Source organism: Mesorhizobium sp. M7A.F.Ca.US.010.02.1.1 (genome assembly GCF_004023085.1).
Lineage (GTDB): Bacteria > Pseudomonadota > Alphaproteobacteria > Rhizobiales > Rhizobiaceae > Mesorhizobium.
Window position 1 is genome coordinate 102,290 of record NZ_RZRV01000016.1, and the last position, 22,984, is coordinate 125,273.

General features: G+C 65.0%; 26 protein-coding genes and 1 tRNA gene. 17 read left to right on the forward strand and 10 right to left on the reverse strand.

What is annotated here, in order from left to right:
* Position 1: 1 nt before the first annotated feature.
* From EOA19_RS18535 to EOA19_RS18545, 3 genes are read left to right on the forward strand one after another with little or no spacing between them, the layout of a single operon-like run.
* A complete protein-coding gene (locus EOA19_RS18535; RefSeq protein ID WP_128304427.1) occupies positions 2-634 on the forward strand; it encodes a precorrin-8X methylmutase in 633 nt (210 codons plus the stop codon).
* Positions 631-1,389: a precorrin-2 C(20)-methyltransferase gene (locus EOA19_RS18540; protein WP_128304428.1), complete on the forward strand. Its 759-nt coding sequence runs from the start codon at positions 631-633 to the stop codon at positions 1,387-1,389. The genes EOA19_RS18535 and EOA19_RS18540 overlap by 4 nt, the downstream gene beginning before the upstream one ends.
* On the forward strand, positions 1,386-2,150 hold the full coding sequence (locus EOA19_RS18545) for a precorrin-3B C(17)-methyltransferase (RefSeq protein WP_023812398.1): 765 nt from the start codon (positions 1,386-1,388) through the stop codon (positions 2,148-2,150). Before EOA19_RS18540 ends, EOA19_RS18545 begins: the two co-directional genes overlap by 4 nt.
* Here EOA19_RS18545 and EOA19_RS18550 read toward each other — a convergent pair.
* Positions 2,114-2,875 (reverse strand): cobalt-precorrin-6A reductase, encoded by a 762-nt coding sequence (locus EOA19_RS18550; RefSeq protein WP_023812399.1) that lies wholly within the window; start codon positions 2,873-2,875, stop codon positions 2,114-2,116. The genes EOA19_RS18545 and EOA19_RS18550 overlap by 37 nt on opposite strands.
* Position 2,876: 1 nt before the next feature.
* Here EOA19_RS18550 and cbiE point away from each other — a divergent pair, with 1 nt between their 5' ends.
* The 7 genes from cbiE to cobT are packed head-to-tail and all read left to right on the forward strand — an operon-like array spanning position 2,877 to position 9,215.
* On the forward strand, positions 2,877-4,106 hold the full coding sequence (gene cbiE, locus EOA19_RS18555) for a precorrin-6y C5,15-methyltransferase (decarboxylating) subunit CbiE (RefSeq protein ID WP_128304429.1): 1,230 nt from the start codon (positions 2,877-2,879) through the stop codon (positions 4,104-4,106).
* On the forward strand, positions 4,103-4,489 hold the full coding sequence (locus EOA19_RS18560; RefSeq protein ID WP_128304430.1) for a cobalamin biosynthesis protein: 387 nt from the start codon (positions 4,103-4,105) through the stop codon (positions 4,487-4,489). The genes cbiE and EOA19_RS18560 overlap by 4 nt, the downstream gene beginning before the upstream one ends.
* Complete coding sequence (gene cobM, locus EOA19_RS18565) at positions 4,486-5,250, forward strand: precorrin-4 C(11)-methyltransferase (RefSeq protein WP_128304431.1); 765 nt, start codon at positions 4,486-4,488, stop codon at positions 5,248-5,250. The genes EOA19_RS18560 and cobM overlap by 4 nt, the downstream gene beginning before the upstream one ends.
* Positions 5,247-6,065 carry a uroporphyrinogen-III C-methyltransferase gene (gene cobA, locus EOA19_RS18570; protein WP_128304432.1) on the forward strand — a complete coding sequence of 273 codons (819 nt, stop codon included), beginning with the start codon at positions 5,247-5,249 and terminating at the stop codon, positions 6,063-6,065. Before cobM ends, cobA begins: the two co-directional genes overlap by 4 nt.
* Entirely contained in the window at positions 6,062-7,375 is a 1,314-nt protein-coding gene (locus EOA19_RS18575; RefSeq protein WP_128304433.1) for a cobyrinate a,c-diamide synthase, read from the forward strand. Before cobA ends, EOA19_RS18575 begins: the two co-directional genes overlap by 4 nt.
* A 3-nt stretch (positions 7,376-7,378) precedes the next feature.
* Positions 7,379-8,155, forward strand: coding sequence for an adenosylcobinamide-GDP ribazoletransferase (locus tag EOA19_RS18580; protein ID WP_128304434.1), 777 nt, complete (start codon positions 7,379-7,381; stop codon positions 8,153-8,155).
* A gap of 49 nt (positions 8,156-8,204) precedes the next feature.
* Positions 8,205-9,215 carry a nicotinate-nucleotide--dimethylbenzimidazole phosphoribosyltransferase gene (cobT, locus tag EOA19_RS18585; protein WP_128304435.1) on the forward strand — a complete coding sequence of 337 codons (1,011 nt, stop codon included), beginning with the start codon at positions 8,205-8,207 and terminating at the stop codon, positions 9,213-9,215.
* Between the two features lie 253 nt (positions 9,216-9,468).
* On the opposite strand, the gene EOA19_RS18590 is transcribed toward cobT, so the two are convergent.
* Positions 9,469-9,544 (reverse strand) — tRNA-Lys (locus tag EOA19_RS18590).
* Positions 9,545-9,650: 106 nt separating this feature from the next.
* Complete coding sequence (locus EOA19_RS18595) at positions 9,651-10,559, reverse strand: PhzF family phenazine biosynthesis protein (RefSeq protein WP_128304436.1); 909 nt, start codon at positions 10,557-10,559, stop codon at positions 9,651-9,653.
* Positions 10,560-10,660: 101 nt separating this feature from the next.
* Between EOA19_RS18595 and EOA19_RS18600 the strand changes: the two genes are divergently transcribed.
* The 4 genes from EOA19_RS18600 (at position 10,661) to EOA19_RS18615 (ending at position 14,261) form a co-directional block, all read left to right on the forward strand.
* On the forward strand, positions 10,661-11,953 hold the full coding sequence (locus EOA19_RS18600; RefSeq protein WP_128304437.1) for an efflux RND transporter periplasmic adaptor subunit: 1,293 nt from the start codon (positions 10,661-10,663) through the stop codon (positions 11,951-11,953).
* Between the two features lie 4 nt (positions 11,954-11,957).
* Positions 11,958-12,671: an ABC transporter ATP-binding protein gene (locus tag EOA19_RS18605; protein ID WP_128304438.1), complete on the forward strand. Its 714-nt coding sequence runs from the start codon at positions 11,958-11,960 to the stop codon at positions 12,669-12,671.
* Entirely contained in the window at positions 12,668-13,885 is a 1,218-nt protein-coding gene (locus tag EOA19_RS18610) for an ABC transporter permease (protein ID WP_128304439.1), read from the forward strand. The genes EOA19_RS18605 and EOA19_RS18610 overlap by 4 nt, the downstream gene beginning before the upstream one ends.
* Positions 13,886-14,018: 133 nt before the next feature.
* Entirely contained in the window at positions 14,019-14,261 is a 243-nt protein-coding gene (locus EOA19_RS18615; RefSeq protein ID WP_023812411.1) for a hypothetical protein, read from the forward strand.
* On the opposite strand, the gene EOA19_RS18620 is transcribed toward EOA19_RS18615, so the two are convergent.
* A complete protein-coding gene (locus tag EOA19_RS18620; RefSeq protein WP_023812412.1) occupies positions 14,258-14,974 on the reverse strand; it encodes a hypothetical protein in 717 nt (238 codons plus the stop codon). The two genes, EOA19_RS18615 and EOA19_RS18620, sit on opposite strands and share 4 nt — an antisense overlap.
* A gap of 23 nt (positions 14,975-14,997) precedes the next feature.
* Positions 14,998-16,128 carry an endonuclease/exonuclease/phosphatase family protein gene (locus EOA19_RS18625; RefSeq protein WP_023812413.1) on the reverse strand — a complete coding sequence of 377 codons (1,131 nt, stop codon included), beginning with the start codon at positions 16,126-16,128 and terminating at the stop codon, positions 14,998-15,000.
* Between the two features lie 188 nt (positions 16,129-16,316).
* Here EOA19_RS18625 and EOA19_RS18630 point away from each other — a divergent pair, with 188 nt between their 5' ends.
* Entirely contained in the window at positions 16,317-16,880 is a 564-nt protein-coding gene (locus tag EOA19_RS18630; protein ID WP_023812414.1) for a BA14K family protein, read from the forward strand.
* Positions 16,881-16,983: 103 nt separating this feature from the next.
* On the opposite strand, the gene ilvC is transcribed toward EOA19_RS18630, so the two are convergent.
* The 3 genes from ilvC to EOA19_RS18645 all read right to left on the reverse strand — a co-directional run bounded on the left by ilvC (position 16,984) and on the right by EOA19_RS18645 (position 19,292).
* Positions 16,984-18,003, reverse strand: coding sequence for a ketol-acid reductoisomerase (gene ilvC / locus EOA19_RS18635; protein ID WP_023812415.1), 1,020 nt, complete (start codon positions 18,001-18,003; stop codon positions 16,984-16,986).
* A 26-nt stretch (positions 18,004-18,029) separates the two neighbouring features.
* Positions 18,030-18,683, reverse strand: a complete 654-nt coding sequence (locus EOA19_RS18640) for a TetR/AcrR family transcriptional regulator (protein ID WP_023812416.1) — start codon at positions 18,681-18,683, stop codon at positions 18,030-18,032.
* Positions 18,684-18,833: 150 nt separating this feature from the next.
* A complete protein-coding gene (locus EOA19_RS18645) occupies positions 18,834-19,292 on the reverse strand; it encodes a MarR family winged helix-turn-helix transcriptional regulator (RefSeq protein WP_023812417.1) in 459 nt (152 codons plus the stop codon).
* Between the two features lie 100 nt (positions 19,293-19,392).
* Between EOA19_RS18645 and EOA19_RS18650 the strand changes: the two genes are divergently transcribed.
* Entirely contained in the window at positions 19,393-20,139 is a 747-nt protein-coding gene (locus EOA19_RS18650; RefSeq protein ID WP_023812418.1) for a glutathione S-transferase family protein, read from the forward strand.
* On the opposite strand, the gene EOA19_RS18655 is transcribed toward EOA19_RS18650, so the two are convergent.
* Both EOA19_RS18655 and EOA19_RS18660 read right to left on the reverse strand, forming a co-directional pair.
* Positions 20,087-21,349 (reverse strand): NAD(P)/FAD-dependent oxidoreductase, encoded by a 1,263-nt coding sequence (locus EOA19_RS18655; RefSeq protein WP_023812419.1) that lies wholly within the window; start codon positions 21,347-21,349, stop codon positions 20,087-20,089. The two genes, EOA19_RS18650 and EOA19_RS18655, sit on opposite strands and share 53 nt — an antisense overlap.
* A 46-nt stretch (positions 21,350-21,395) precedes the next feature.
* On the reverse strand, positions 21,396-21,806 hold the full coding sequence (locus EOA19_RS18660; RefSeq protein WP_127293162.1) for a helix-turn-helix domain-containing protein: 411 nt from the start codon (positions 21,804-21,806) through the stop codon (positions 21,396-21,398).
* A gap of 135 nt (positions 21,807-21,941) precedes the next feature.
* Here EOA19_RS18660 and EOA19_RS18665 point away from each other — a divergent pair, with 135 nt between their 5' ends.
* The gene (locus tag EOA19_RS18665; protein WP_128304440.1) at positions 21,942-22,835 is read left to right on the forward strand and encodes an SDR family oxidoreductase; all 894 of its coding nucleotides are present in this window, start codon (positions 21,942-21,944) and stop codon (positions 22,833-22,835) included.
* Positions 22,836-22,984 lie beyond the last annotated feature (149 nt).

Sequence of the window (22,984 nt, forward strand, 5' to 3'; positions counted from 1 at the left end):
CATGGCCGCCTACGACTATATCCATGACGGCACGGCGATCTACGAGCGCTCCTTCGCCATCATCCGCGCCGAGGCCGATCTGTCGCGCTTCTCCGAAGCCGAGGCCGATGTCGCCATCCGCATGATCCATGCCTGCGGCCAGGTCGAAGCCGCCAGTCATTTCGTCTTCTCCACCGATTTCGTTGCCGCCGCGCGCACCGCTTTGGCGGCTGGCGCGCCAATTTTCTGCGACGCGGAAATGGTCTCGCATGGCGTCACCCGCGCCAGGCTGCCGGCCGGCAACGAGGTGATCTGCACCTTGCGCGATCCGCGCACGCACGACATCGCTGGGCAAATCGGCAACACCCGTTCGGCCGCCGCGATCGACCTTTGGGGCGAACGCTTGGCGGGGTCGGTGGTCGCCATCGGCAATGCGCCGACCGCGCTGTTCTATCTATTGGAAAAACTGCGCGACGGCGCGCCGAAGCCTGCGGCCATCATCGGCATGCCGGTCGGCTTCGTCGGCGCTGCCGAATCGAAGGACGCGCTGGCCGAGAATTCCTACGGCGTGCCTTACGCCATCGTGCGTGGCCGTCTCGGCGGCAGCGCCATGACCGCCGCAGCGCTCAATTCATTGGCGAGGCCGGGCCTGTGAACGCGCTTCCCAAAGGCCGTCTCGTCGGCGTAGGCACCGGCCCCGGCGACCCCGAACTGCTGACCCTGAAAGCCGCGCGCACCTTGGCGGAAGCCGATGTCGTGGCCTATTTCGCCAAGCGCGGCAACAACAGCAACGCGCGCGCCATCGTCGAAGCGCAGTTCCGGCCCGAAATGACGGAACTGCCGCTGCTCTATCCCGTCACCACCGAAATCGACAAGGACCACGACGACTACCGGTCGCAGATCACGGCTTTCTACGAGGAGTCGGCCGAGAGGGTCGCCGAGCACCTCGAAGCCGGCAGGATGGTTGCCGTGCTGTCCGAGGGCGATCCGCTTTTCTACGGCTCCTACATGCATCTGCATGTCCGGCTCGCTCATCGCTTCCCGACCGAAGTCATTCCCGGAATCACCGCCATGTCCGGCTGCTGGTCGCAGACTGGTGTTCCGATCGTCCAGGGCGACGACGTGCTGACGGTGCTGCCCGGCACGATGAGCGAATTCGAGTTGACGCGCAGGCTGGCCGACACCGATGCCGCCGTCATCATGAAGGTCGGCCGCAACCTGCCCAAGATCAGACGAGCGCTGGAAGCTACGGCCAAACTGTCGCGCGCCGTCTATGTCGAGCGCGGCACCATGGCCGGCAGCGTCTCCATGAAGCTTGCCGACAAGCAGGATGACAAGGCGCCCTATTTCGCCATCGTGCTGGTCGCCGGCTGGTCCGGCCGGCCTGGCGTCTTGGGAGCGCAGGCATGAGCGGTCGTCTCACCGTCATCGGCCTTGGCCCCGGCAATGCCCATCAGGTCACCCCGGAAGCCAGCCGCGCCGTCGCCGAGGCCAAATTCTTTTACGGCTACAAACCCTATCTCGACCGGCTGGAGCTGCGCCCGGATCAGACCCGCGTCGCTTCCGACAATCGCGAGGAACTCGCCCGCTCCAAGGACGCCTTGATCAAGGCGGCCGAAGGCCACGATGTCGCCGTCGTCTCTGGTGGCGATCCCGGCGTGTTCGCCATGGCTGCGGCCGTTTGCGAAGCGATCGAGGCCGGCCCGGCCGAATGGCGCGCGGTCGACATCGCCGTCGTGCCCGGCATCACCGCAATGCTCGCGGTCGCCGCCCGAATCGGCGCGCCGCTGGGCCATGATTTCTGCGCCATCTCGCTGTCCGACAATCTCAAGCCCTGGGAGCTGATCGAACTGCGCCTGCTGGCGGCGGCCGGCGCCGGCTTCGTAATCGCACTCTACAATCCCATCAGCAAGGCGCGCCCCTGGCAGCTCGGCCGCGCCTTCGAATGCCTGGCCGCGATTCTGCCCGGCACCACGCCGGTGATTTTCGGCCGCGCCGCCGGCCGCCCGGACGAGCGCATCGAGGTCACTCTGCTGGCCGATGTCGAGGCTGAAAAGGCCGACATGGCGACCTGCATCATCATCGGCTCGCCGGAAACAAGGATCATCAAGCGCGCGGAGAAGCCGGCGCTGGTCTACACGCCGCGTTCGTCCACGGGACGGACAAAATGATCGATCATCGCGGCGAGTTGTTCGACGGTTTCAGCCGAAGCAACATCCGGCAAAGCCGGCCTGCGGATCATGACCAGCTCAATCCCAAGCGCCCGCGCCGCAACGATCTTGCCATAAGTCGCCGCGCCGCCGCTGTTCTTGGACACGATGACATCGATGCGATACTTTTCGAGCAGCGCGCGTTCCTCCGCCTCACGAAACGGGCCACGGGCCAGAAGATAGCTCGCATCCGGCACGGCAAGCTTGGGCTCGATCGCGTCGACGCTGCGGACGAGATAATGATGCTGGGGCGCAGCTTCGAAAGCAGCGACCTCTTGCCGGCCCAGCGCCAGGAAAACACGGCGCGGCGCCGGTCCAAGCGCTCGCGCGGCATCGCCGGATGTATTGACCTCAGTCCAGCGGTCGCCTTCGACAGGCTCCCAGCCGGGGCGTCGCAGGGCAAGGATCGGCAAACTGGCAATGCGCGCCGCTTGCGCGGCATTGGCGGAGATTTGCACCGCATAGGGATGCGTGGCGTCGATCAGCAGGTCGGTGCCCGTCTCCCGCAGATAGGCGGCCAGCCCATCGGCACCGCCAAAGCCTCCGCTTCGCACCGGCACGCCTTGCGCGACCGGGCTTTCAGTGCGGCCAGCCAGCGACAGCGTGACCGAGGCTCGCGCCGCCAGTTTTCCGGCCAGTTGCCGGGCTTCGGTGGTGCCGCCGAGGATCAGAATGCGGTGGGTCATCATGCCTGCTAGGGGTCAATCGAGCGCCGCCTGGCTCACAATCGTCGGCATCGGCGAGGACGGTTTAGCGGGTCTCGGCGACGAGGCCAAGCAGCGGATTGCCCAGGCGGAGATCATCTTGGGCGGCAAGCGGCACCTGGCGCTGGTCGCCTCCTTCGCCAAGGGTGAGGCTCGCACCTGGCCGGTTCCGTTCGATGCTGAGATGCGAGACGTACTCGCCCTTGTAGGCAGGAACGTCTGCGTGCTCGCTTCCGGCGATCCGTTCTTCCACGGCGTCGGCGCCACCCTCGCCCGCAAGGTCAAGCCGCAGGAGATGCATGTCATCCCCGCACCGTCGGCCGTTTCGCTGGCGGCCGCGCGCCTTGGCTGGGCGCTGCAGGACATCGAGACCGTCTCGCTGCACGGCCGGCCGCTCGATCTGATCCGGCCGCTGCTGCAGCCAGGCGCGCGCATTTTGGCACTGACGTCGGATAGCGATGCGCCGGCGGCAATAGCGCGCCTGCTCACCGAACTCGACTTCGGCGCCTCACGACTGACGATCCTGGAGGCGTTGGGAGGGCCAAGCGAGAGCCAGCGCTCGACCCGCGCCGATGCCTTCGATCTCGAAAACATCCATCCGCTCAACGTGTTGGCGGTCGAAATTGACTCGGGTCCGGATGCGCGCGTCCTGCCGCTCACATCAGGCCTTGCCGATCATCTGTTCGACCATGACGGCCAGATCACCAAACGCGAGATCCGCGCCGTCACCCTGTCGGCGCTGGCGCCGCGGCGCGGCGAATTGCTGTGGGACATCGGCGCCGGCTCCGGTTCTATCGGCATCGAATGGATGCTGGCCCATCCTTCGATGCGCACCATAGCCATCGAGGCCGATCCGATCCGCGCCGCCCGCATTGGCCGCAACGCGGCCGCCTGCGGCGTTCCCGGCCTTGTCGTGGTGGAAGGCAGCGCCCCCAAGGCGCTTGCCAGGCTGGACACGCCGGACGCGATCTTCATCGGCGGCGGCGGCAGCGATGCCGGTGTCTTGAACGCTGCCATCAAAGCGCTGCGCACTGGCGGCCGTCTTGTGGCCAATGCGGTGACGCTGGAGATGGAAGCCTTGCTTCTCGCCCGCCATGTCTCGCTTGGCGGCGATCTCACCCGCATCGCCATCTCTCGCGCGTCGCCGGTCGGCGCGATGCAGGCATGGCGGCCAGCCATGCCAGTCACGCAATGGAGCTGGGTGAAGCCATGATGGTCGCGGGTATTGGCAGCCGAAAAGGGGTGAGCGTCGAGGACGTGCTTGCGGCGGTCGAAACCGCTGTAGAAGCGCATGGGCTTGCGATGACGGCGCTTTCGGCACTGGCGACGACCGAGTTCAAGAAGGATGAAGAAGCGATCTCTGCCGCTGGCCGCGTGCTGAATCTTCCGGTCATCGTCGTCGATGATGCAGCACTTCAGGCCGTCTCGTCGGACACGCTCAGCCATTCCGAGCTCTCGCAAGAACTCGCCGGCACCCCATCGGTTTCCGAGGCATCCGCCCTTGCCGTCGCCGGCAAAGGCGCCAGACTGCTCGGGCCCCGTACGGTGCTCGGCCCGGTCACTTGCGCCATCGCCATCAGCGGAGATGCGCCATGACCGTCCATTTCATCGGCGCCGGCCCGGGTGCCGCCGACCTCATCACGTTACGCGGCGCGAGGCTGCTGGCAAGCTGCCCGGTCTGCCTCCATGCCGGCTCGATCGTAGCGCCCGAATTGTTGCAGCACTGCGCGCCGGGAACAAGACTGATCGACACCGCACCTATGTCGCTCGACGAGATCGAGGCCGAGTATGTCGCGGCGCACAAGGTTGGCCACGATGTCGCCCGCCTGCATTCCGGCGACCTGTCTGTATGGAGCGCCGTGGCCGAGCAGATCCGCCGGTTGGAAAGGCATGGCATTCCCTACACGCTGACGCCCGGCGTCCCCTCCTTCGCCGCTGCTGCCGCCGCATTGCGCCGCGAACTGACCATTCCCGAGATCGCGCAAAGCCTGGTGCTGACCCGCATTTCCGGGCGCGCATCGAAAATGCCGCCCGGCGAAACGCTCGCCGGCTTCGGCCGCACCGGCGCCACGCTCGCTATTCATCTTGCCATCCACGCCATCGATCGCGTCGTCGCCGAGTTGACCCCACACTATGGCGGCGATTGCCCGGTGGCGATCGTCTTCCGCGCCTCCTGGCCGGACGAACGCGTGCTGACCGGCACGCTGGCGACCATCGAAGCGTTGCTGGCCGCCGATCCGATGGAGCGCACGGCGATCATCTTTGTCGGCCGCTCGCTGGCGGCGGAAGGTTTTGGCGAGAGTTCATTGTACGACGCCCACTATCAGCGGCGTTTTCGCGGACGGGACGGATTGTGAGCGGCAGCACCAAAAAAACCGGCGAAAACGCCACGCTCGAAAAAGCCTTGTCCCGGCTGAATTTCAAGCCGCGACGGCTGGAACCGGGCCATGTCTGGCTGGCCGGCGCGGGTCCCGGCGATCCTGGCTGCCTGACCCTGGAAGTGCTGGCTGCGTTGGCCGAGGCGGACGCCTTGGTCTACGACGCGCTGGTCTCTCCCGATGTCGTCGCCGTTGCCGAAAGCGCAGAGCTGTTCTTTGCCGGCAAGCGCGGCGGAAAACCGTCGATGAAACAGGACGATATCACCGCTTTGCTGGTGCGGCTGGCGCGCGACGGCCGCCGCGTCGTCAGGCTGAAGGGCGGCGACCCCTATATTTTCGGCCGCGGCGGCGAAGAAGCTTTGGCGCTGGTGCGCGAAAACATTCCGTTCCGCGTCCTTCCCGGCCTGACATCGGGCCTCAGCGCACTGGCCACCACCGGCATCCCGGCCACCATGCGCGGCATCAACAAGGCGGTGATCCTGGCCACCGGCCATGCCGCCGGCACCGATGACGATATCGACTGGGCGGCGATCGCCCGCACCGGCCAGCCTGTCGTCGTCTATATGGGCATGGCCAATCTGCCGCTGATATCAGCCGCACTGCTCGATGGCGGGCTGGCGCCGTCGACGCCGGCGGCGGTGATCGTCGCCGCGACGACGCCGCAGGAGCGGACCGTCGTCGCAACGCTCGCCACCATTGCCGAGCAAGCGGCCGCCGCCGGTCTTGCCTCGCCGGCGCTGATCGTCGTCGGCGGCATCGTTGCAATGCGCGCGGCACTGGCAGGGCAAGCATGACGGCCCGCGCCATCATCATCGGCGCGCCGCGCTCCGGCTCGGGCAAGACCAGCGTCACCATCGGCATCCTGCGCGCGCTAACCCGGCGAGGGCTGAAGGTGCGGGGCGCCAAATCCGGCCCAGATTATATCGACCCCGGCTTCCACACCGCCGCCACGGGCCTGTCTGGCGTCAACCTCGACAGTTGGGCAATGCCGCCCTCGCTGCTCAACGCGCTCGCCGCGCAGGCCGCCGACGACACCGATTTTGTCATCCTCGAAAGCGCCATGGGGCTGTTCGACGGCATTCCGGCCTCGCCGGGCCGCACCGGTTCGGCGGCCGATCTGGCGCGGCTCTACGGCCTGCCCGTGCTGCTGGTGCTCGACGTTTCCGGCCAGTCGACCACCGCAGCAGCCGTCGCCAAGGGTTTTGCCACCTATGATCCGGATGTGCGCATGGCCGGCGTCGTGCTCAACCGGCTGGGCAGTGAGCGCCACCGCAAGCTGTGCAGCGAGGCCATCGAGGCGATCGGCCTGCCGGTCGTCGGCGCCATCCTGCGCGATCCCACGCTCAATTTGCCCGAGCGCCACCTCGGCCTCGTCCAGGCCGGCGAGTATGACGACCTGATGACGCATCTCGACCGGCTGGCCGACATGGCGGAAAAGTCGCTCGACCTCGATGCGATCATGGCCCTGGCGACACCCCTCACCCCGGCACATGGCGGCTTCGACGACGCGCTGGCGCCGCCCGGCCAGCGCATCGCACTGGCCGAGGATGCCGCCTTCACCTTCCTCTATCCACATGTCGCCGCCTACTGGCGCAAGGCGGGTGCCGAAATCGTCCCGTTCTCGCCGCTCGCCAACGAAGCGCCCGACGAGACCTGCGATGTTTGCTGGCTGCCCGGCGGCTATCCCGAGCTTCACGCCGGCCGCCTCGCCGCCGCCGCGACTTTCCGCGCCGGGATGACCCGTTTCGCCGCGACAAAGCCCATCCATGGCGAGTGCGGTGGCTTCATGGTGCTGGGCGGAGCGCTGGAGGACGCGTCAGGCGAAACGCATGCCATGCTCGGCCTGCTCGGCCATTCCACCAGCTTCGCCAAACGCAAGATGAATCTCGGTTATCGCGAGGCTCGGTTGCGCGCCGATTGCCCGCTGGGCTCACAAGGCGCGCTGATCCGAGGCCACGAATTCCACTATGCGCAGATGACGGCCACCGGCAATGACGAGCCGCTGGCCGACCTCGCCGACGGGCAGGGCAACCCGATCGGCGCCTCGGGCTACCGGCGCGGCCATGTCAGCGGCACCTTCTTCCATGCGATTGCGAGGGGCTAAAGCATGAAGTTCAAGAATCTGGCTCTTTCACCGCGGCAGGTCGTCGACGACATCGCGCTTTGCCTGGTCTTCTTCACCAGTCTGCCGCTGCCCGTCTTCGATTTTCGCGGCCGCAGTCTTGCCGCCGCGATCTGGGCAGCCCCCATTGCCGGACTTGTCGTCGGCCTGATCGGCGCCATCGTCTTCGCCACGGCGGAACGGTTTGGCCTGGCCATGGGGCCAGCGGCCGCACTTGCGCTTGTGGCAACCGTGCTCACCACCGGCTGCCTGCATGAGGACGGGCTATCCGACGTCGCCGACGGCTTTGGCGGCGGCAAATCACGCGGCCGCAAACTCGAGATCATGCGCGACAGCCGCATCGGCGCCTATGGTGCGGCGGCGCTGGGCCTGTCGCTGCTGATCCGCTGGAGCGCGCTGTCGGAACTCGTCGACCCTACACAGGCCCTGTTCGCCCTCCTGGCCGCGCACGCGGCCTCGCGCGGCCTGCTTGGCGCTTTCATGCATCTGCTGCCTCCAGCGCGCGTCGACGGCCTCTCGGCCGATGCCGGCACCGTCTCGCAGGAAACCGCCATGGCCGGCGCCGTGCTCGGCGCGATCCCGCTGCTCCTGCTCGGATTGGGCGGCGCCGTCTTCGCGCTGATCCTGCTTGGCCTGCTGTTTGCCGCTTTCCGCGCCCTTTGCCTCAACCAGATCGATGGCCAGACCGGCGACACGATCGGAGCCTTGCAGCAGGCAAGCGAGATCGCGGTGCTGCTCGTCGCTTCCGTAGCGCTTTCCTGATCCTTGGCCTGATCCCTTGGCCTGATTCCTTTTCGGAGACTTTGCCCCCATGCCCTTCAAATCGCTTAGTGAATTGCGCGCCGCCTGCCTCGACCTGCCGGCCGGCAGCGATGCCGCGGCCAATGCGGTCGTCCGCCGCCAAGACACGCTGACCAAGCCGCAAGGCAGCCTTGGCCGGCTGGAGACGATCGCCGCGTGGTTGGCACGCTGGCAGGGCCGCGACATGCCAAAACTCGACCGCGTCAAGGTTTTCGTCTTCGCCGGCAACCATGGCGTCACCGCGCAAGGCGTTTCGGCCTATCCTTCGGAGGTCACCGTGCAGATGGTGGCGAATTTCGCCGGCGGCGGTGCCGCCATCAACCAGCTTGCCCGCATGGCCGGCGCCGAACTCGACGTCATTCCGCTCGATCTCGACCATCCCACCGGCGATTTCACCCAAGTGCCGGCGATGGACGAGAAGTCGTTCCTCGCCGCCGTGTCGGCCGGCTACGACGCGGTGACAAAAGACCTCGACCTCGTCTGCTTCGGCGAAATGGGCATCGGCAACACCACGCCTGCAGCCGCCATTTCAGCCGCCTTGTTCGGCGGCGGTGCTGAAAAATGGACCGGGCGCGGCACCGGTGTCGACGACGCCGGCCTCAAGCGCAAGGTGGTCGCCATCGAAGCCGGCCTGGAGCGCCACGCCGCCGCCCTTGCCGATCCGCTTGCTATCGCTGCCACGCTCGGCGGCCGCGAACTCGCCGCCATCTTCGGCGCCACGCTGGCCGCCCGCCATGTGGGCATACCCGTGCTGCTCGACGGCTTCGTCTGCACCGCCGCCGCGGCCCCGCTGGCCAGACTGCACCCGACCGGCCTCGCCCACACAATTGCCGCGCACGTTTCGGCAGAATCCGGCCACCGTGGCCTGCTCGAAGCCCTCGGCCTGCCGCCGCTGCTCGATCTCGGCATGCGGCTCGGCGAAGGCTCCGGCGCGTGCCTCGCCGTCAACATCGTCCGCTCGGCGCTGGAATGCCATGCCCGCATGGCAAGTTTTGCAGAAGCGGGTGTTTCGGAGAAGTAGGTATCCAACCCCCGTATCGACCGACAAAGAAGCCGTTGTTACGACAAAGGAAGCATCTTCCGGCATCGGCGATTCTCAACCGGGGAAAAGAGCATTGCTTTTCGATTCGGCCGGTTTCTGAGCCGCATTTTTCAACGCGGCTGAATCGCCACGAGATCCGGATAGCGGTTGAAGAATCACGGCCAGACGCATGCTCGAGACGCGTCAAACGCGTCTCGTTTTCAGGGTCTTTCCACCAACTCTTCTAGAAATTTGGTGGGTGCGCACAGGATTGAACTGTGGACCCGCTGATTAAGAGTCAGCTGCTCTACCAACTGAGCTACGCACCCACTCGGCCGGCAAAAACCGGCGTTGGCGGGCATATAGCCGCCACCATCGGTCCTGTCCAGCCCTGCCGGAATCATTTCCCGACAAATCGACCGAGCATGCGTTCAATCAGATGAACAGCTTGCCCTCCGCCACCTTGATCGCGTTGCCGCCAATGCGCGCCGAGGCCAGTTTTCCGCCTTGCACGGTCAGTTCGAGGCGGATGCGCGATGGCCGGCCCATCTCCAGCCCCTGCTCGATCCACAGCTGCGAAATGCCGTCGGTCGGCGCGTCGAAATGCATGATGGCGCCGGCAAAGGCCGCAGCCGCCGAGCCGGTCGCCGGATCCTCGTAGGAAGGCGTGCCGGGCACGATCATGCGGACATGGAAGGCGCTTTCGTGGTTCACCGTTTCGCGGCAGTAGACATAGGGACTGGCGAAGGCCCACTCGCTCTTGCGCGGCGCCAGTTCCGACCAGGCCTGGTTGTCCAGCCGGATCCGGCCCGCCGCTTCGAGATTGGCAACCGGAATGGTGACGTAGGGCACGCCCGCCGACCAGAACGCGACGCGGTGATTCTCGAAGCCGATCTCGTGCGGCGTCAACCCAAGCGCCGCACAGATCGCCTCCGGATCGGCCTCGAGCTTCAGCGGCTCCGGCAGCTTCGCCAGGTCGAACTCGGCAAAGGTGTTGCCGTCATGCTTGCTGACGGCGCACCGCACCGGGCCGATGTTTTCTTCCAGCACGAAGATGCCGGCGCCGCCCTCTTCCGCCAGTTCGGCCAGCGCGATCGCCGCACCCACCGTCGGATGGCCGGCGAACGGCATTTCATAGTCGGGCGTGAAGATGCGGATGCGATTTTTATGCTTGGGATTGTCCGGCGGCAGCACGAAAACCGATTCCGACAGGTTGAATTCGCGCGCGATGGCCTGCATCGCGGCCGTGTCCAATCCCTTGCTGTCCAGCACGACGGCCAAGGGATTGCCGGCCAGTCGCTCGGTCGTAAACACATCGTAAAGCAAGTAATTCCGGGTTTTCATTCCTGCCTCAATCCCAACATGGGCGAAATTTAATTTGATATTTGAACCAGTAAGCCTGATCTGTGCACAGATAGGGACACTACGCGTTATAGGGGTCCAGCGTGGACCAGATTGTCAATCTGCCAAAGACGGAATCGGATTCCGCCATCGAGACGGCGCTCGGGCTCGACATGACGGGTCGGCGCAAGTCGCGCCGGCGCGGCTGGCTCTATGCGCTGCTGGCGCTGATCGTGGTCGTCGCCGGGCTTGGCGTCTATCAGTGGTATGCCGGCTCGCCGGCCAGGATCGACTACACCACCGTGCCTGCCGCCAAGGCCGACCTCACCGTCGCAGTATCCGCAACCGGCACGCTGCAGCCCCTGACCCAGGTCGACATTTCAAGCGAACTGTCCGGCATCATCCGCTCGGTCTCGGCCGAGGAGAACCAGCAGGTCAAGAAGGGTGACGTGCTGGCGACCCTCGACACGGTGAAACTCGAAGTCCAGATCGAGCGCGCCGAAGCTTCGGCCAAGGCCGCCGCCGCCAATGTCGAGGACGCCACGGTTACGCTGGCCGAAAACGAGAAGGCGCTGGTGCGCGCCGCGGAACTGACTAGGCGCGGCATGGCGACCGACCAGTCGCTTGAAGCAGCAACCGCCACGCGCGACCGTTCCAAGGCAGCGCTGGACAGTGCGCAGGCCAACCTCGCCATCGCCCAGGCCGACCTCAAGGCGCAGCAGACCGACCTTGCCAAGAGCACCATCTATGCGCCGATCGACGGCATCGTGCTGACGCGATCGGTCGATCCCGGCCAGACGGTTGCCTCCTCGCTGCAGGCGCCGGTGCTGTTCATCATCGCCGCCGATCTCAGGAACATGGAACTGGTGGCGGCGGTCGACGAAGCCGACATCGGCGCGGTCAAATCCGGCCAGCATGCCCGCTTCACAGTCGATGCCTTCCCCGAGCGGCCGTTCGATGCCGAGATCCGCGACATCTCCTATGCCTCCGTCACCACCGACGGCGTCGTCACCTACAATGCGCGGCTCGAGGTCGACAACAACGAGCTGTTGCTGCGGCCCGGCATGACCGCCACCGTTTCGGTCGTCACCAAACAGGCCAAGGGCGTGCTCACCGTGCCGGCCACCGCCTTCCGCTATCGTCCGGCGCAGCAGGCCGCCCGCGGCTGGAGTCTGAGCGACCTGTTCACCGGCCGCATGGGGCACCCCGGCGGCAACCGCCAGCGCCAGGCCGCCACAGTGCCCACCGACGGCTCGCGCACGCTCTACGTGCTGGAGAATGGGCGTCCGCACCCGGTCAACGTCAAGATCGGCTCCACCGACGGCGAACTGACCGAGATCATTTCGGGCCTGGACGAAGGCGCTCAAATCATCACCGCGTCGCAGCAGCGGAGCTGATGCCGTGGCTGCGGGCGCGACCCTCATCACCTTCGACAAGGTCTGGAAGAGCTACGGCCAGGGCGAGGCCAAGGTGCATGCGCTGGCGGGCGTCGATCTTGCCATCCGGCGTGGCGAATTCGTCGCCATCATGGGTCCGTCCGGCTCCGGCAAGTCGACGGCGATGAACGTCATCGGCTGCCTCGACACGCCGACGGCCGGAACCTATTCCTTCATGGGCATCGACGCCGGCCGCCTCGACCGTAACCGCCGCGCCATGCTGCGCAACCTTTATGTCGGCTTCGTCTTCCAGGGCTACAATCTGCTGGCCCGCACCACGGCGGCCGAAAATGTCGAACTGCCGCTGATCTATCGCGGTGTTGCCGCGCGAGAGCGCCGAGACCTTGCCATGCAGGCCCTGGCGGAGGTCGGCCTTGTCGGCCGCGAGCACCACACGCCGGCCGAACTGTCCGGCGGCCAGCAGCAGCGCGTGGCGATCGCGCGCGCCATCGTCACCCGCCCGACACTCCTCGTCGCCGACGAGCCGACCGGCAATCTCGACACCGCCCGCACGCACGAGATCATGGAACTGCTCACCCGGCTCAACACCGAGCTCGGCCTGACCATCGCCATGGTCACGCATGAGGCCGACGTCGCCGACTATGCCGAACGCACCATCCGCTTCCTCGACGGCCATGTCGCTTCGGATTCCAGGAAGCTGGAGATCGCACAGCCATGATCTGGGAAACCGTCCGCCTCTCGCTGCGCTCGATCCGCCGCAACGTGCTGCGCTCGTTCCTGACCTTGCTCGGCATCGTCATCGGCGTTGCCGCCGTCATTGCCATGCTCACCATCGGCTCCGGCACCACGCAAAAGGTCAAGGCCGACATCTCCAAGCTCGGCAGCAATCTGCTGGTGGTCCGCTCCGGCCGCCCGGCCGGCCCCGGCGGACCGGGCGGGCTCGACCAGGTGGTGCGTCCGCTGGCCGAAAAGGATCTGACGGCGCTGGTGGCGCATCTAACTGGCGCCCGCGCGATTTCACCGGCCTCGCAAAAGCAGGTTCGGGTCATCTTCGGCACCGAGAGCCTGACCTCGGGCGTCACCGGCACCGACAGCGCCTATCTCGATGCGCGCGACTGGAAGCTGGTGTCGGGCCGCCCGTTCAGCGATTCCGAAACCCGCTCGGGCACCGGCGTGTGCCTGATCGGCGAAACGGTGCGCCAGCAGTTCTTCGGCGCCGGCGATCCGGAGGGCGAGATCATCCGCGTCAACCGCACCTCCTGCAAGATCATCGGCCTGCTCGAGCCCAAGGGCTATACCGGCTTCGGCCAGGACCAGGACAATGTCGTGCTGATGCCGCTGCACGCCTACCAGCGCCGCATCGCCGGCAACCGCGACATCGACAACATATACATCGCCGCCGATGACCGTACGCCGACCAGCGAGTTGCAGCCGCGCGTCGAGGACATTTTGCGTGATGCGCGCCGCATCACGCCGGACCGCGAGAGCGATTTCGCCATCCGCGACATGACCCAGATCGCCGACGCCATGGCCAGCGCCACAACCACCATGACCGGCATGCTGGGCGCCGTCGCCGGCGTCAGCCTGCTGGTCGGCGGCATCGGCATCATGAACATCATGCTGGTGTCGGTCACCGAGCGCACCCGGGAGATCGGCATCAGGCTGGCCATCGGCGCGCATGAGAAGCACATCCTGATCCAGTTCCTGGTCGAGGCGACGGTGCTGTCGCTGCTCGGGGGCATCATCGGCATCCTGATCGGCCTGGCATTGGCCGGCCTCGCCGCGGTGACGCTGACCATCCCGTTTGCGCCGAGCCCGGCGGTGATCCTGCTCGCCGTCGGCTTTTCCGCCCTGATCGGCATGGTCTTCGGCTTCTTCCCGGCATTGCGCGGCGCCAGGCTCGATCCGATCGACGCGCTAAGGCACGAATAGGGCAACCCGGCCAGAACGCGGCCGGCGCTCCGACCCGGTTTTGCACAGTCTTCGACGTTTCCACCCGGCCCGCCACTGTCCCCACACTGTTCGCGATGCTAGGGCAATTGACCTTGGGTGGAGGAATAGCGGGATGAGCAAGAAGGCGCGATTGATCCTGGCGATGGTCATCATCGAGGCGGCTCTTGCAGGCATCTGGTGGTATCTCGCCCGCTACGGCATGGCCAATCCCGACCGCGTCACATCGGATTTCCAGGCAGTCGTCGGCCAGACGATGGGAATGGCGATTGGCGGCTTGCTGGGCATCGGCTTCATCCTGTTCCTCGTCGCTGCCCACAACGATCGCAAGGCGGCACAGGACAAAACGCGCCCTTAATCCATGTTTGCGAAATGCCACTCGATCAGCGGCTTCATGTGCGGCGAGAGCCCATCCGGCAGGTCGGCCGCATGGCGGATGATCACCGGCCCCTGGATCTCCGGCTCGGTCTCGGTGGCGACGAAGGCTGAGATGCGCCTGGCGATCTCGTCTGCGGGCGCCGTCTCGTGATAGCGGCGGAAGATCACCGTGCCGCTGCTGGTCGACATGGCGTGGTATCGCTTGCCGCGTTCAGCACCTGACAGGTCGAGCCCAGTTTCCTCGCGCACCTCACGCATCATGTTGAAATCGACATCGACCAGCCCATCGCGAAAATCGATCGGCTCGAACGAGCCGGCAGCGAAATAGACGCGGCCGGCATTGACTGTGTGCGGCCCCATGCGGATCGCCACCAGCGCATTGTCGCCGGCCACCAGCATGGCATGGGCATAGGCATGCTCGGCGCCCGAATTCTCGCGCCGCTTCCGCCACAGCATGAACGTCGAGTAATTGACCGCATGGCAGCGGCCGACGAGACGGCTGTCGCGGTAGGCAAGTTGCGACAGCAGCACCACCATGCCGTCGAACAGCGCCGGATTGGCGGCGATTTCGTGCTGCCAGTTCTCGGCGATCGCCTCTGCATTGTCCCTTGCGAAAGGGTGCGGACCGGGATCGAGCCGGACGTCGATGTCGTCGACCGGCAGGATGACGTTGCGCGGCAGGTCGAAACTCATACCGTATCAGGCCCCAATACTGCTTACCGGACAATGTCCAGCGTGATCGCCACCGGGCAATGATCCGATGCCTTCGGCCGGTCCCAGCCGGCGCGCGGAAACCGCTCGACCTCCTGGCCGGGCGGAAAAATGGTGCGCCAGGGCTGGCCGTTGCGGATAATGTCGGGAACGGCCGTTGCGTTGCTGGCGGCGAGCCCCTTCGACAACAGAATGTAGTCGAGTTGGCACAGATGCCGCTCTTCGGGTCCTCGCGTGTGGTAGAAACTCCAGCGGTTCATCTCCGGCCGCCGCTCGACGACATTTTCGCAAAAGCCGCCTGCCGTCAGCACGTTGATGCAGGACAGGGCTTCGTCGACCACCTCGAAGCGATAACCGTCGATCGCATCGCCTGCTACCTTCACGCGCTGGCGATAGTCATTCATGTCGCCGCAGATCGCCCAGCGTTTGTCGGCGGCCCCACTTTTGTCAGCGGTGTCCCCACCGAAGCGCTCCTCGATGATGCGGCGCACGGCCTGCGCCTCCGCGATGCGCACCGGCATCGTCGCCTCGCGCCCGTCGAGTCCGTTGCGCGGCGAGCCCATCGACTTGAAATGCACGAGATAGAGCGTCAGCGGCACGCCGCCCACGGTGACGTCGATCTCCAGGCAGTCGCGCCGGAAAATGCGCTCATTGGCCTGATTGCCCAGTACCTCGAGTTCCGGCGTGTGCAGCCCGAACTGCTCGTAGGTGACGTAGGCGTGGCTGGTCATGCGCACGAATTCGATCGGCTGGCCCTGCGCGGTCTCGTTGCGCATCATCACGGCAACGTCGATACCGCGCGAATCATTGCCCGATGTGGTGTATTTCTGCCGGTAGCCCTGCCCCACCATCTTGAACAAATAGCCGTATTCGAAGGCCTTCAGCGCTTCGATGTTGTCGACCTCCTGCATGCAGATGATGTCGGCCCGGGTGGCAGCGATTGCCAGCGCCGTCAGTTGGCGCGTGTCGTCGGACTGGGCGATGGCGCGGGCCTGCTCCAGGATCCTGTATTCCGCCTCGCTCTGGATATCGAACAGCGCCAGCGTTCGATCCTCGTTGAGCTGGTTGCGATAGCCGGAAAAATCGAACCTGTTCATCAGGTTCTCGACATTGAAGGTGGCAAGGCGCAGCGACATGCCATGACCTTTGCCCGCAAGTGCTTCGGAAAACAAGCGCGCAAAACCACCATCTGAGATCGATTGGTCCTGGGCGCGTTCGCGTCATGGTTGACGGAACCTTTCCGTTCATCCGCCGTTCAGATGCAAACATCCATTGTTGCCCATTCCTCGGGTGGGCGTGGGGCCTGTAACTCTTGGAGAGTGCAATGAGTTCGCTCTTTTCTTCCACGGTCAAATCGGGGCTGATAGCCCTCGGTATCCTGTCCGGCGTCACGGCACCGTCCGCCGCCGGACCGATCATGCAGCCGGATCTGTCGATACCAACCAGCACGGCGGCGCCGAATGTCACGCCGGTTCGCGACAGTTGGGCCGGCGGCAACAACCGTCAGTTCAACAACGACGATTGGAGATGGCGCCGGTCGGGCAATTGGGACGGCGGCCGTCGACACTGGCAGGGCGGCGGCGGTAACTGGAATGGTGGAGACAACTGGCGTTGGCGCCATGGTCGCCATCACTATCGCGGCGGCCGTTACTACGATGATGGCGCGAGTGCCGCGATCCTGGGCCTTGGCCTGGGGCTTGGCCTCGGCAGCATGTACAACAATTACGACTACTATGACCGGCCGGCGCCGCGCCGCTACTACCGCGCGGGACGGCTTTCGAGCGCCCATGTCCAATGGTGCTACAACCGCTACCGGTCGTACCGGGCCTACGACAACACCTTCCAGCCCTACAACGGCCCGCGCCAGCAGTGCTACTCACCCTATTGAGCTGACCTGTAGCTGAGCCGACCGACAGAATGAAAAAACGGCGCCACTTGGCGCCGTTTTTTGTTCATGGAAGCCGCTGTTTTCGAGCGCTTGTGGATTTCGCTCAGTTCTTGGCCTTGTCGACCAGCTTGTTCTTGGAAATCCAGGGCATCATCGCGCGCAGCTTGGCGCCGACTTCCTCGATCTGGTGGCTGTCATTGTTGCGGCGGATGCCTTTGAAGCGGGACATGCCGGCGCGATATTCCTGCATCCACTCCGAGGTGAATTTTCCCGTCTGGATGTCCTTCAGCACGCGCTTCATCTCGGCCTTGGTCTCGGCGGTGATGATGCGCGGACCCGAGACATATTCGCCCCATTCGGCAGTGTTCGAGATCGAGTAGTTCATGTTGGCGATGCCGCCTTCATAGATCAGGTCGACGATCAGCTTGACCTCGTGCAGGCACTCGAAATAGGCCATCTCAGGCGCGTAGCCGGCTTCCACCAGCGTCTCGAAACCGGCCCGGATCAACTCGACCAGACCGCCGCACAGCACGACCTGCTCGCCGAACAGGTCGGTCTCGCATTCCTCGCGGAAATTGGTCTCGATGATGCCCGAACGGCCGCCGCCGACGCCGCAGGCGTAGGACAGCGCCAGGTCGAGCGCATTGCCCGAAGCGTCCTGGTTGACGGCGACCAGGCACGGCACGCCGCCGCCCTTCTGGTATTCGCCGCGCACCGTGTGGCCGGGACCCTTCGGCGCGATCATGACGACGTCGACCGTCGACTTCGGCTCGATCAGGCCGAAATGCACGTTGAGGCCGTGCGCGAAGGCGATTGCGGCACCGTCGCGGATGTTCGGCGCGATCTCGTTTCTGTAGATGTCGGCCTGCAGTTCGTCCGGCGTTGCCATCATCATCAGGTCGGCCCATTTGGCGGCGTCCGCCACGCTCATCACCTTGAGCCCGTCGGCCTCGACCTTGTTGGCGGTCGCCGAGCCGGCCTTGAGGCCGATGGCGATCTCCTTGGCGCCGGAATCCTTGAGGTTGAGCGCATGCGCCCTGCCTTGGCTGCCATAGCCGATGATGGCGACCTTCTTGCCCTTGATCAGATTGAGATCGGCATCACGATCGTAATAGACGCGCATTTTGTCTTCCTTCCCGTTTTTACAAATCAGAGGGCCTTGCGGCCGGTTGTTGCTCCATGAAGAGCGAGAAACTGCTGCGTCGCGCGCGCGGCATCGCCGCCGATCGCCGCCTCAGTCAATTCCAGCCGGTCGCCAAGCAGCAGACGGATCTGCACGTCGCGGGCGACCAGCCCGAAAAAGGTGCGGAACGCCGTCTCGGCATCCGCGAAATCCAAAAGACCGGTCCGTCGGCCGGCCTCAAGCACCGGCTTCAACCGTTTGGCCAATGCGAAGCGGCCGTTCTCAAGCACGACGGCGCCGAGATTGTCCTTACCCGAGCCCGCATGGCTGACCGCCACCCGGTTGAGGGCGATCGACGTGTCGCTGGAGATCACCTTAAGCCAGTCCGAGGCAAAGCGTTCGAGGCTTGCGGTCAGCGAGGCAAGATCGAGCCCCTTGCCGTCAACCGGCGCCACCCGCACTTTCGAGGCCTGCCACTGCACCGTCGCCGTCAGCAGCCCGTCACGGTCGCCGAACCATTTGTAGAGCGTTTCCTTGGAGCAGCTAGCGCGGCGCGCCACGGCGTTCATGGTCAGATGATCGCCCTCCTCGACCAGCAGCCGCAACGCCGCGTCGAGGACGGCCTTCTGCCGTTCTGTCAGCGCTTCGCTGGTGTCGATGTCGGGCAAGATGTGCAACACGCTCTTCTCTCGAAAGGCAGGCCGCCGATCACTCGGCAATCCGTACCGTACGTTACGGTTCGGCATATTGCGCATTCCAAGGCCGCACGCAAGAGGACGAGAGCAAAATATCTGCAAGTGGATGAGCGTTGCCGCGCGCGACAGCCTCGCCTAGTCGCCGGCTGGCGGTTGACGCAGCCGTCCAAGCAATGCCGAGACCATGGTCAGCTCATCCGCCGACAATTTGGCGCCTACCAGTTCCGCAATCGAGCGTCCGTAGACAGCCCACATCTGGCGGCGTATCTCTCGCCCGCTGGCGGTGATGCGGATGGTCTGGCCACGGCCGTCATCGGCCACCGGCAGCTTCTCCACCAGTCCGTCGGCCTCTAGGCGGGCCAGAAGCCGAGAGATGTTGTATTGCGCGAACAGCGTGCGCTCGATGAGCTGGAACGGCCGCAGCCCGCCCTCACCCGCCTCGGCGAGCTCATGCAGCACGTCGTACCAGGCAAGCGGCGGCAGGCCGGCGGCCTTCAACGCCTCCTCGGCGCTTTCCATCAGCTGGCGCGAAACGCGCATCAGGCGAGCCCAGGCCTTGATGGCTTCGGGCGAAGGCGTGGCTTTCTCGGTCATGGCGCATTCCTAGACGATAGATGCAATTGCATCAAGCTTGACGGTCGATGCATGTGCATCTATATAGATGCAATTGCATTAACCCTGGAAAGCCGATCCGATGAAACACGAAACCTGCACACGCGCCGACAAGCTCATTCTCGTCAGCCATCACCTTTGCCCCTATGTGCAGCGCGCCGCGATTTCGCTGGCCGAAAAGGGCGTGCCGTTCGAGCGCGTCGATATCGACCTCGCCAACAAACCGGACTGGTTCAAGGCGATCTCGCCGCTCGGCAAGGTGCCGCTGCTGCGGGTACAGCGAAATGGTGAGGAAACGGCGATCTTCGAATCGGCCGTCATCCTCGAATTCCTCGAAGAGACGCAGGCCAACCCCCTCCACCCTGTCGATCCCTATGCCCGCGCCCGTCATCGCGCCTGGATCGAGTTCGGTTCGGCAACCCTCAACGCCATCGGCCGGTTCTATTCAGCCTCGACCGAGGCTGGCTTCCTTGCCGAATCCAGCGCGCTGTCCGCCATGTTCGATCGCCTCGAAGCCGAGCTGGCGGACGAGCCCGGCGGACCCTGGTTCGCCAGCAAGCACTTTTCGCTGGTCGACGCCGTTTACGGTCCGGTCTTCCGCTATCTCGATGTCTTCGACCGCATCGGTGATTTCGGCATTCTGGACGGCAAACCGCTCGTCCGAGCCTGGCGCAAGGCGTTGAGTGAACGCCCGTCGATCAGGCAAGCCGTGGCGCCGGACTATCCGCAGCGCCTGCATGCTTTCCTGCAAGCGAAGGGATCGCACCTTTCAGGCCTCATCCGGAAAAACGATCCAGCCACCGCGCTTCGGTCAGCCCAATCCGCTTGAACGGATCGATCACCGTACCGGCCACCATCGAGGCGAGAAACTGCGGCGCCGGCGGGATTTTTGCCACCGTCGCCACCAGCCTGTCGCGGATCAAGGGCAGCGCCACCGAATCCGACTGGTAGAACGGCGTGAATGCCAGCGACAGCGCCTGGAAGATGCGGACATGCCAGCGCCGCGCCTTCGCATAGGCCTCCAGTGCTGCGTCGACACTCGTTGTCCGCACCAGCGCATGGCTGAGCGCCGCCGCGTCGAGCAGCGCCATGTTCGCCCCTTGCCCGAGTTGCGGACTGGTGGAATGCGCCGCGTCGCCGATGACGGCCAATCGCCTACCGGCCGGGAGCTTCATCGTGTGGTGGCCGTAGCGGGCCAGCGAGAGCTGGTCGAAACTGTCGATCTGGCTGGTGAACGCCTCGCTCTGTGGCCACAGCCGGACCACCCTTTCCTTCCAGGCGTTCAGGCCGCGGACGCGCACCTCATCGGCATCCGACGGCTTCAGGCTCCAGAAGAAGGCCGCCATCTTTTCAGCGCCCGGCTGCGGCCGGCCGACCGGCAGCACGCCGATCATCACGCTCGCTTTGTCGTAGCGTTGCAGCAGCGCATGCTCATCGAAACCGTCGCCGCGCCAACCAAGCGCGGCCCAGAACGCGCCATAGGTGAGTGCTCTTGGCTCGCCTGGAGCGCTCGCGCGGCGCAGTTTCGAGCGCGAACCGCTGGCGTCGATGACGAGGTCGAACGGCCCTGCCCTTCGTCGGTTGCCGCATATCAGCGTCGCCCGTTCGCCGGTCTCCAGAGCCTCGATCTCGACGCCGGTCTCGATGGCGATCGCCTCGCGCTGCGCGGCGCGGAAAAGCACGCCGAACAAGGCCGCCCGGTGCACCGCCAGCCCGAAGCGGCCACCGCGTTGCGCATCGTAGCGGACATCGAGCACCGTACGGCCCGTGGAAGCATCGGCGCCATGCAGGCGGTCGATACGGCTGCCCAGCGCGAGTATGTCGTCAAGCAGGCCAAGATCGGCCAGGACCGTCAGCCCTGTCGGCTGCAGAATCAGCCCGGAGCCGACCGGCTTCGGCTCATCGAAGCGCTCGAAGACCGTGACCCGATGCCCGGCACGCTTGAGATAGAGCGCCATGGCCAATCCCGCCGGCCCGGCGCCGGCAATTGCTATGTCGTAGGAAATGCCAATGCCCCCAAGCCGAACTGGCCGGGACAATCCTTCAGCCGCCCGACGAAATCAAGCCGCGGGTTTTAACTGCCGTTCAAGCCTGCATGGCATCAAAGCCGGAACGCGCGTCGCGCACCGCGTCATGATTGAGTTCGGCCCATAGGATCAGCTGATGCAAGGCGCCGAACATCGAATGCCCGAGATCGGTCAGGCTGTATTCGACGCTCGGCGGCTTGGTCGGGAACACTTCGCGATGCACATAGCCGTCACGCTGCAAATCATGGAGCGTCTGCGTCAGCATGCGCTGTGAGATATCGGGCACCAGCCGCCGCAATTCGCCAAACCGATAGGGCTTTTCGGCCAGCGCCATCATCAGCAGCGAGCTCCATTTGCCGCTCACCCCCTGGATGACATCGCGGACTGGACAATTTGCAAAATTGCCGCCGCCGGAGATCGCCTTGTAGACCTCCATCTTCGATCTCAGATTGACGATCTTGCTGTCCACCGCTGGTTCCCTGCGCCTGCCTACCTCCCGAAAAACTGCCTTCTTTACGGCCCAGGGTCAATTCCTATTTTAGTGCTGGTCTCTTTTTGAGACTGCCACTCGAGCCGCCTTAGCGGCGCAATGTCAGGATCTTCCATGACCGAAACCCTTCTCGTCACCGGCGCTTCCGGCCAGCTCGGCCGCGGCGTCATCAACCATCTGCTGGACACGTTCAAGGTTCCAGCGGCACGGATCATCGCCACCACCCGCAATCCGGAAAACCTCGCCGGCCTGGCGGCCCGAGGCGTCATCACAAGGGCGGCTGACTTCGACGACACACTATCGTTGGAGTCTGCGTTCAAGGGCGCCGACAGGGTGCTGATCATCTCGACCGGCGAGATCGACCTGCTTCACGGCAAGCGCCTGAGGCAACACGAGAACGCGGTTGCCGCCGGGAAGAAGGCCGGCGTTTCCCACCTTCTCTACACCTCGATGCCTAATCCAGAACCGGTTTCGCCGGTGCTGTTTGCCAATGATCACTACGGCACCGAGCAGGCGATCAAGGCGAGCGGCATCCCTTACACGATCTTCCGCAACGGCTGGTACCAGGAGAACCTGTTCATGGCCCTGCCGCAGGCCATTGCCTCGGGACACTGGTATACGTCCGCCGGCGACGGCCGCATGGCGCACGGTGCGCGCGACGACATGGCGGCAGCGATTGCCGCCGGCCTCGTTACCGTTTCGAACGAAAGCAAGACTTACACCTTGACCGGCCCGCAGGCCTACACCACCGCGGAGATTGCGGCCCTGGTAAGCGAGGTCACCGGCAAGCCGCTAGATGTCGTGCAGGTTCCGGATGAAGCCCTGACCGAGGGCGTGAAGGCGGCTGGCGTTCCCGAGGACTTTGCCCGCATCATCGTGTCGTTCGACGCCAACACGCGTTCCGGCCGCATCGCCATGGTGACGGACGCGGTCGAGACGCTTTCCGGCCGGAAGTCGAAGACGCTGAAGCAGTTCCTCGAGGCAAACAAGGCCGCTCTGGCCGGCTGAAGCAGCGTTTCGCGGAGGAACGGCGCCACCGGCGAAGCTCCAATCTTCCCCTCGTGGGCAGGGCTATCGCATATGGAATTCCTGAGATGTCTGCCCGGCACGGACCCCCACCCCTAACCCCTCCCCACAAGGGGGAGGGAACGCTGCCG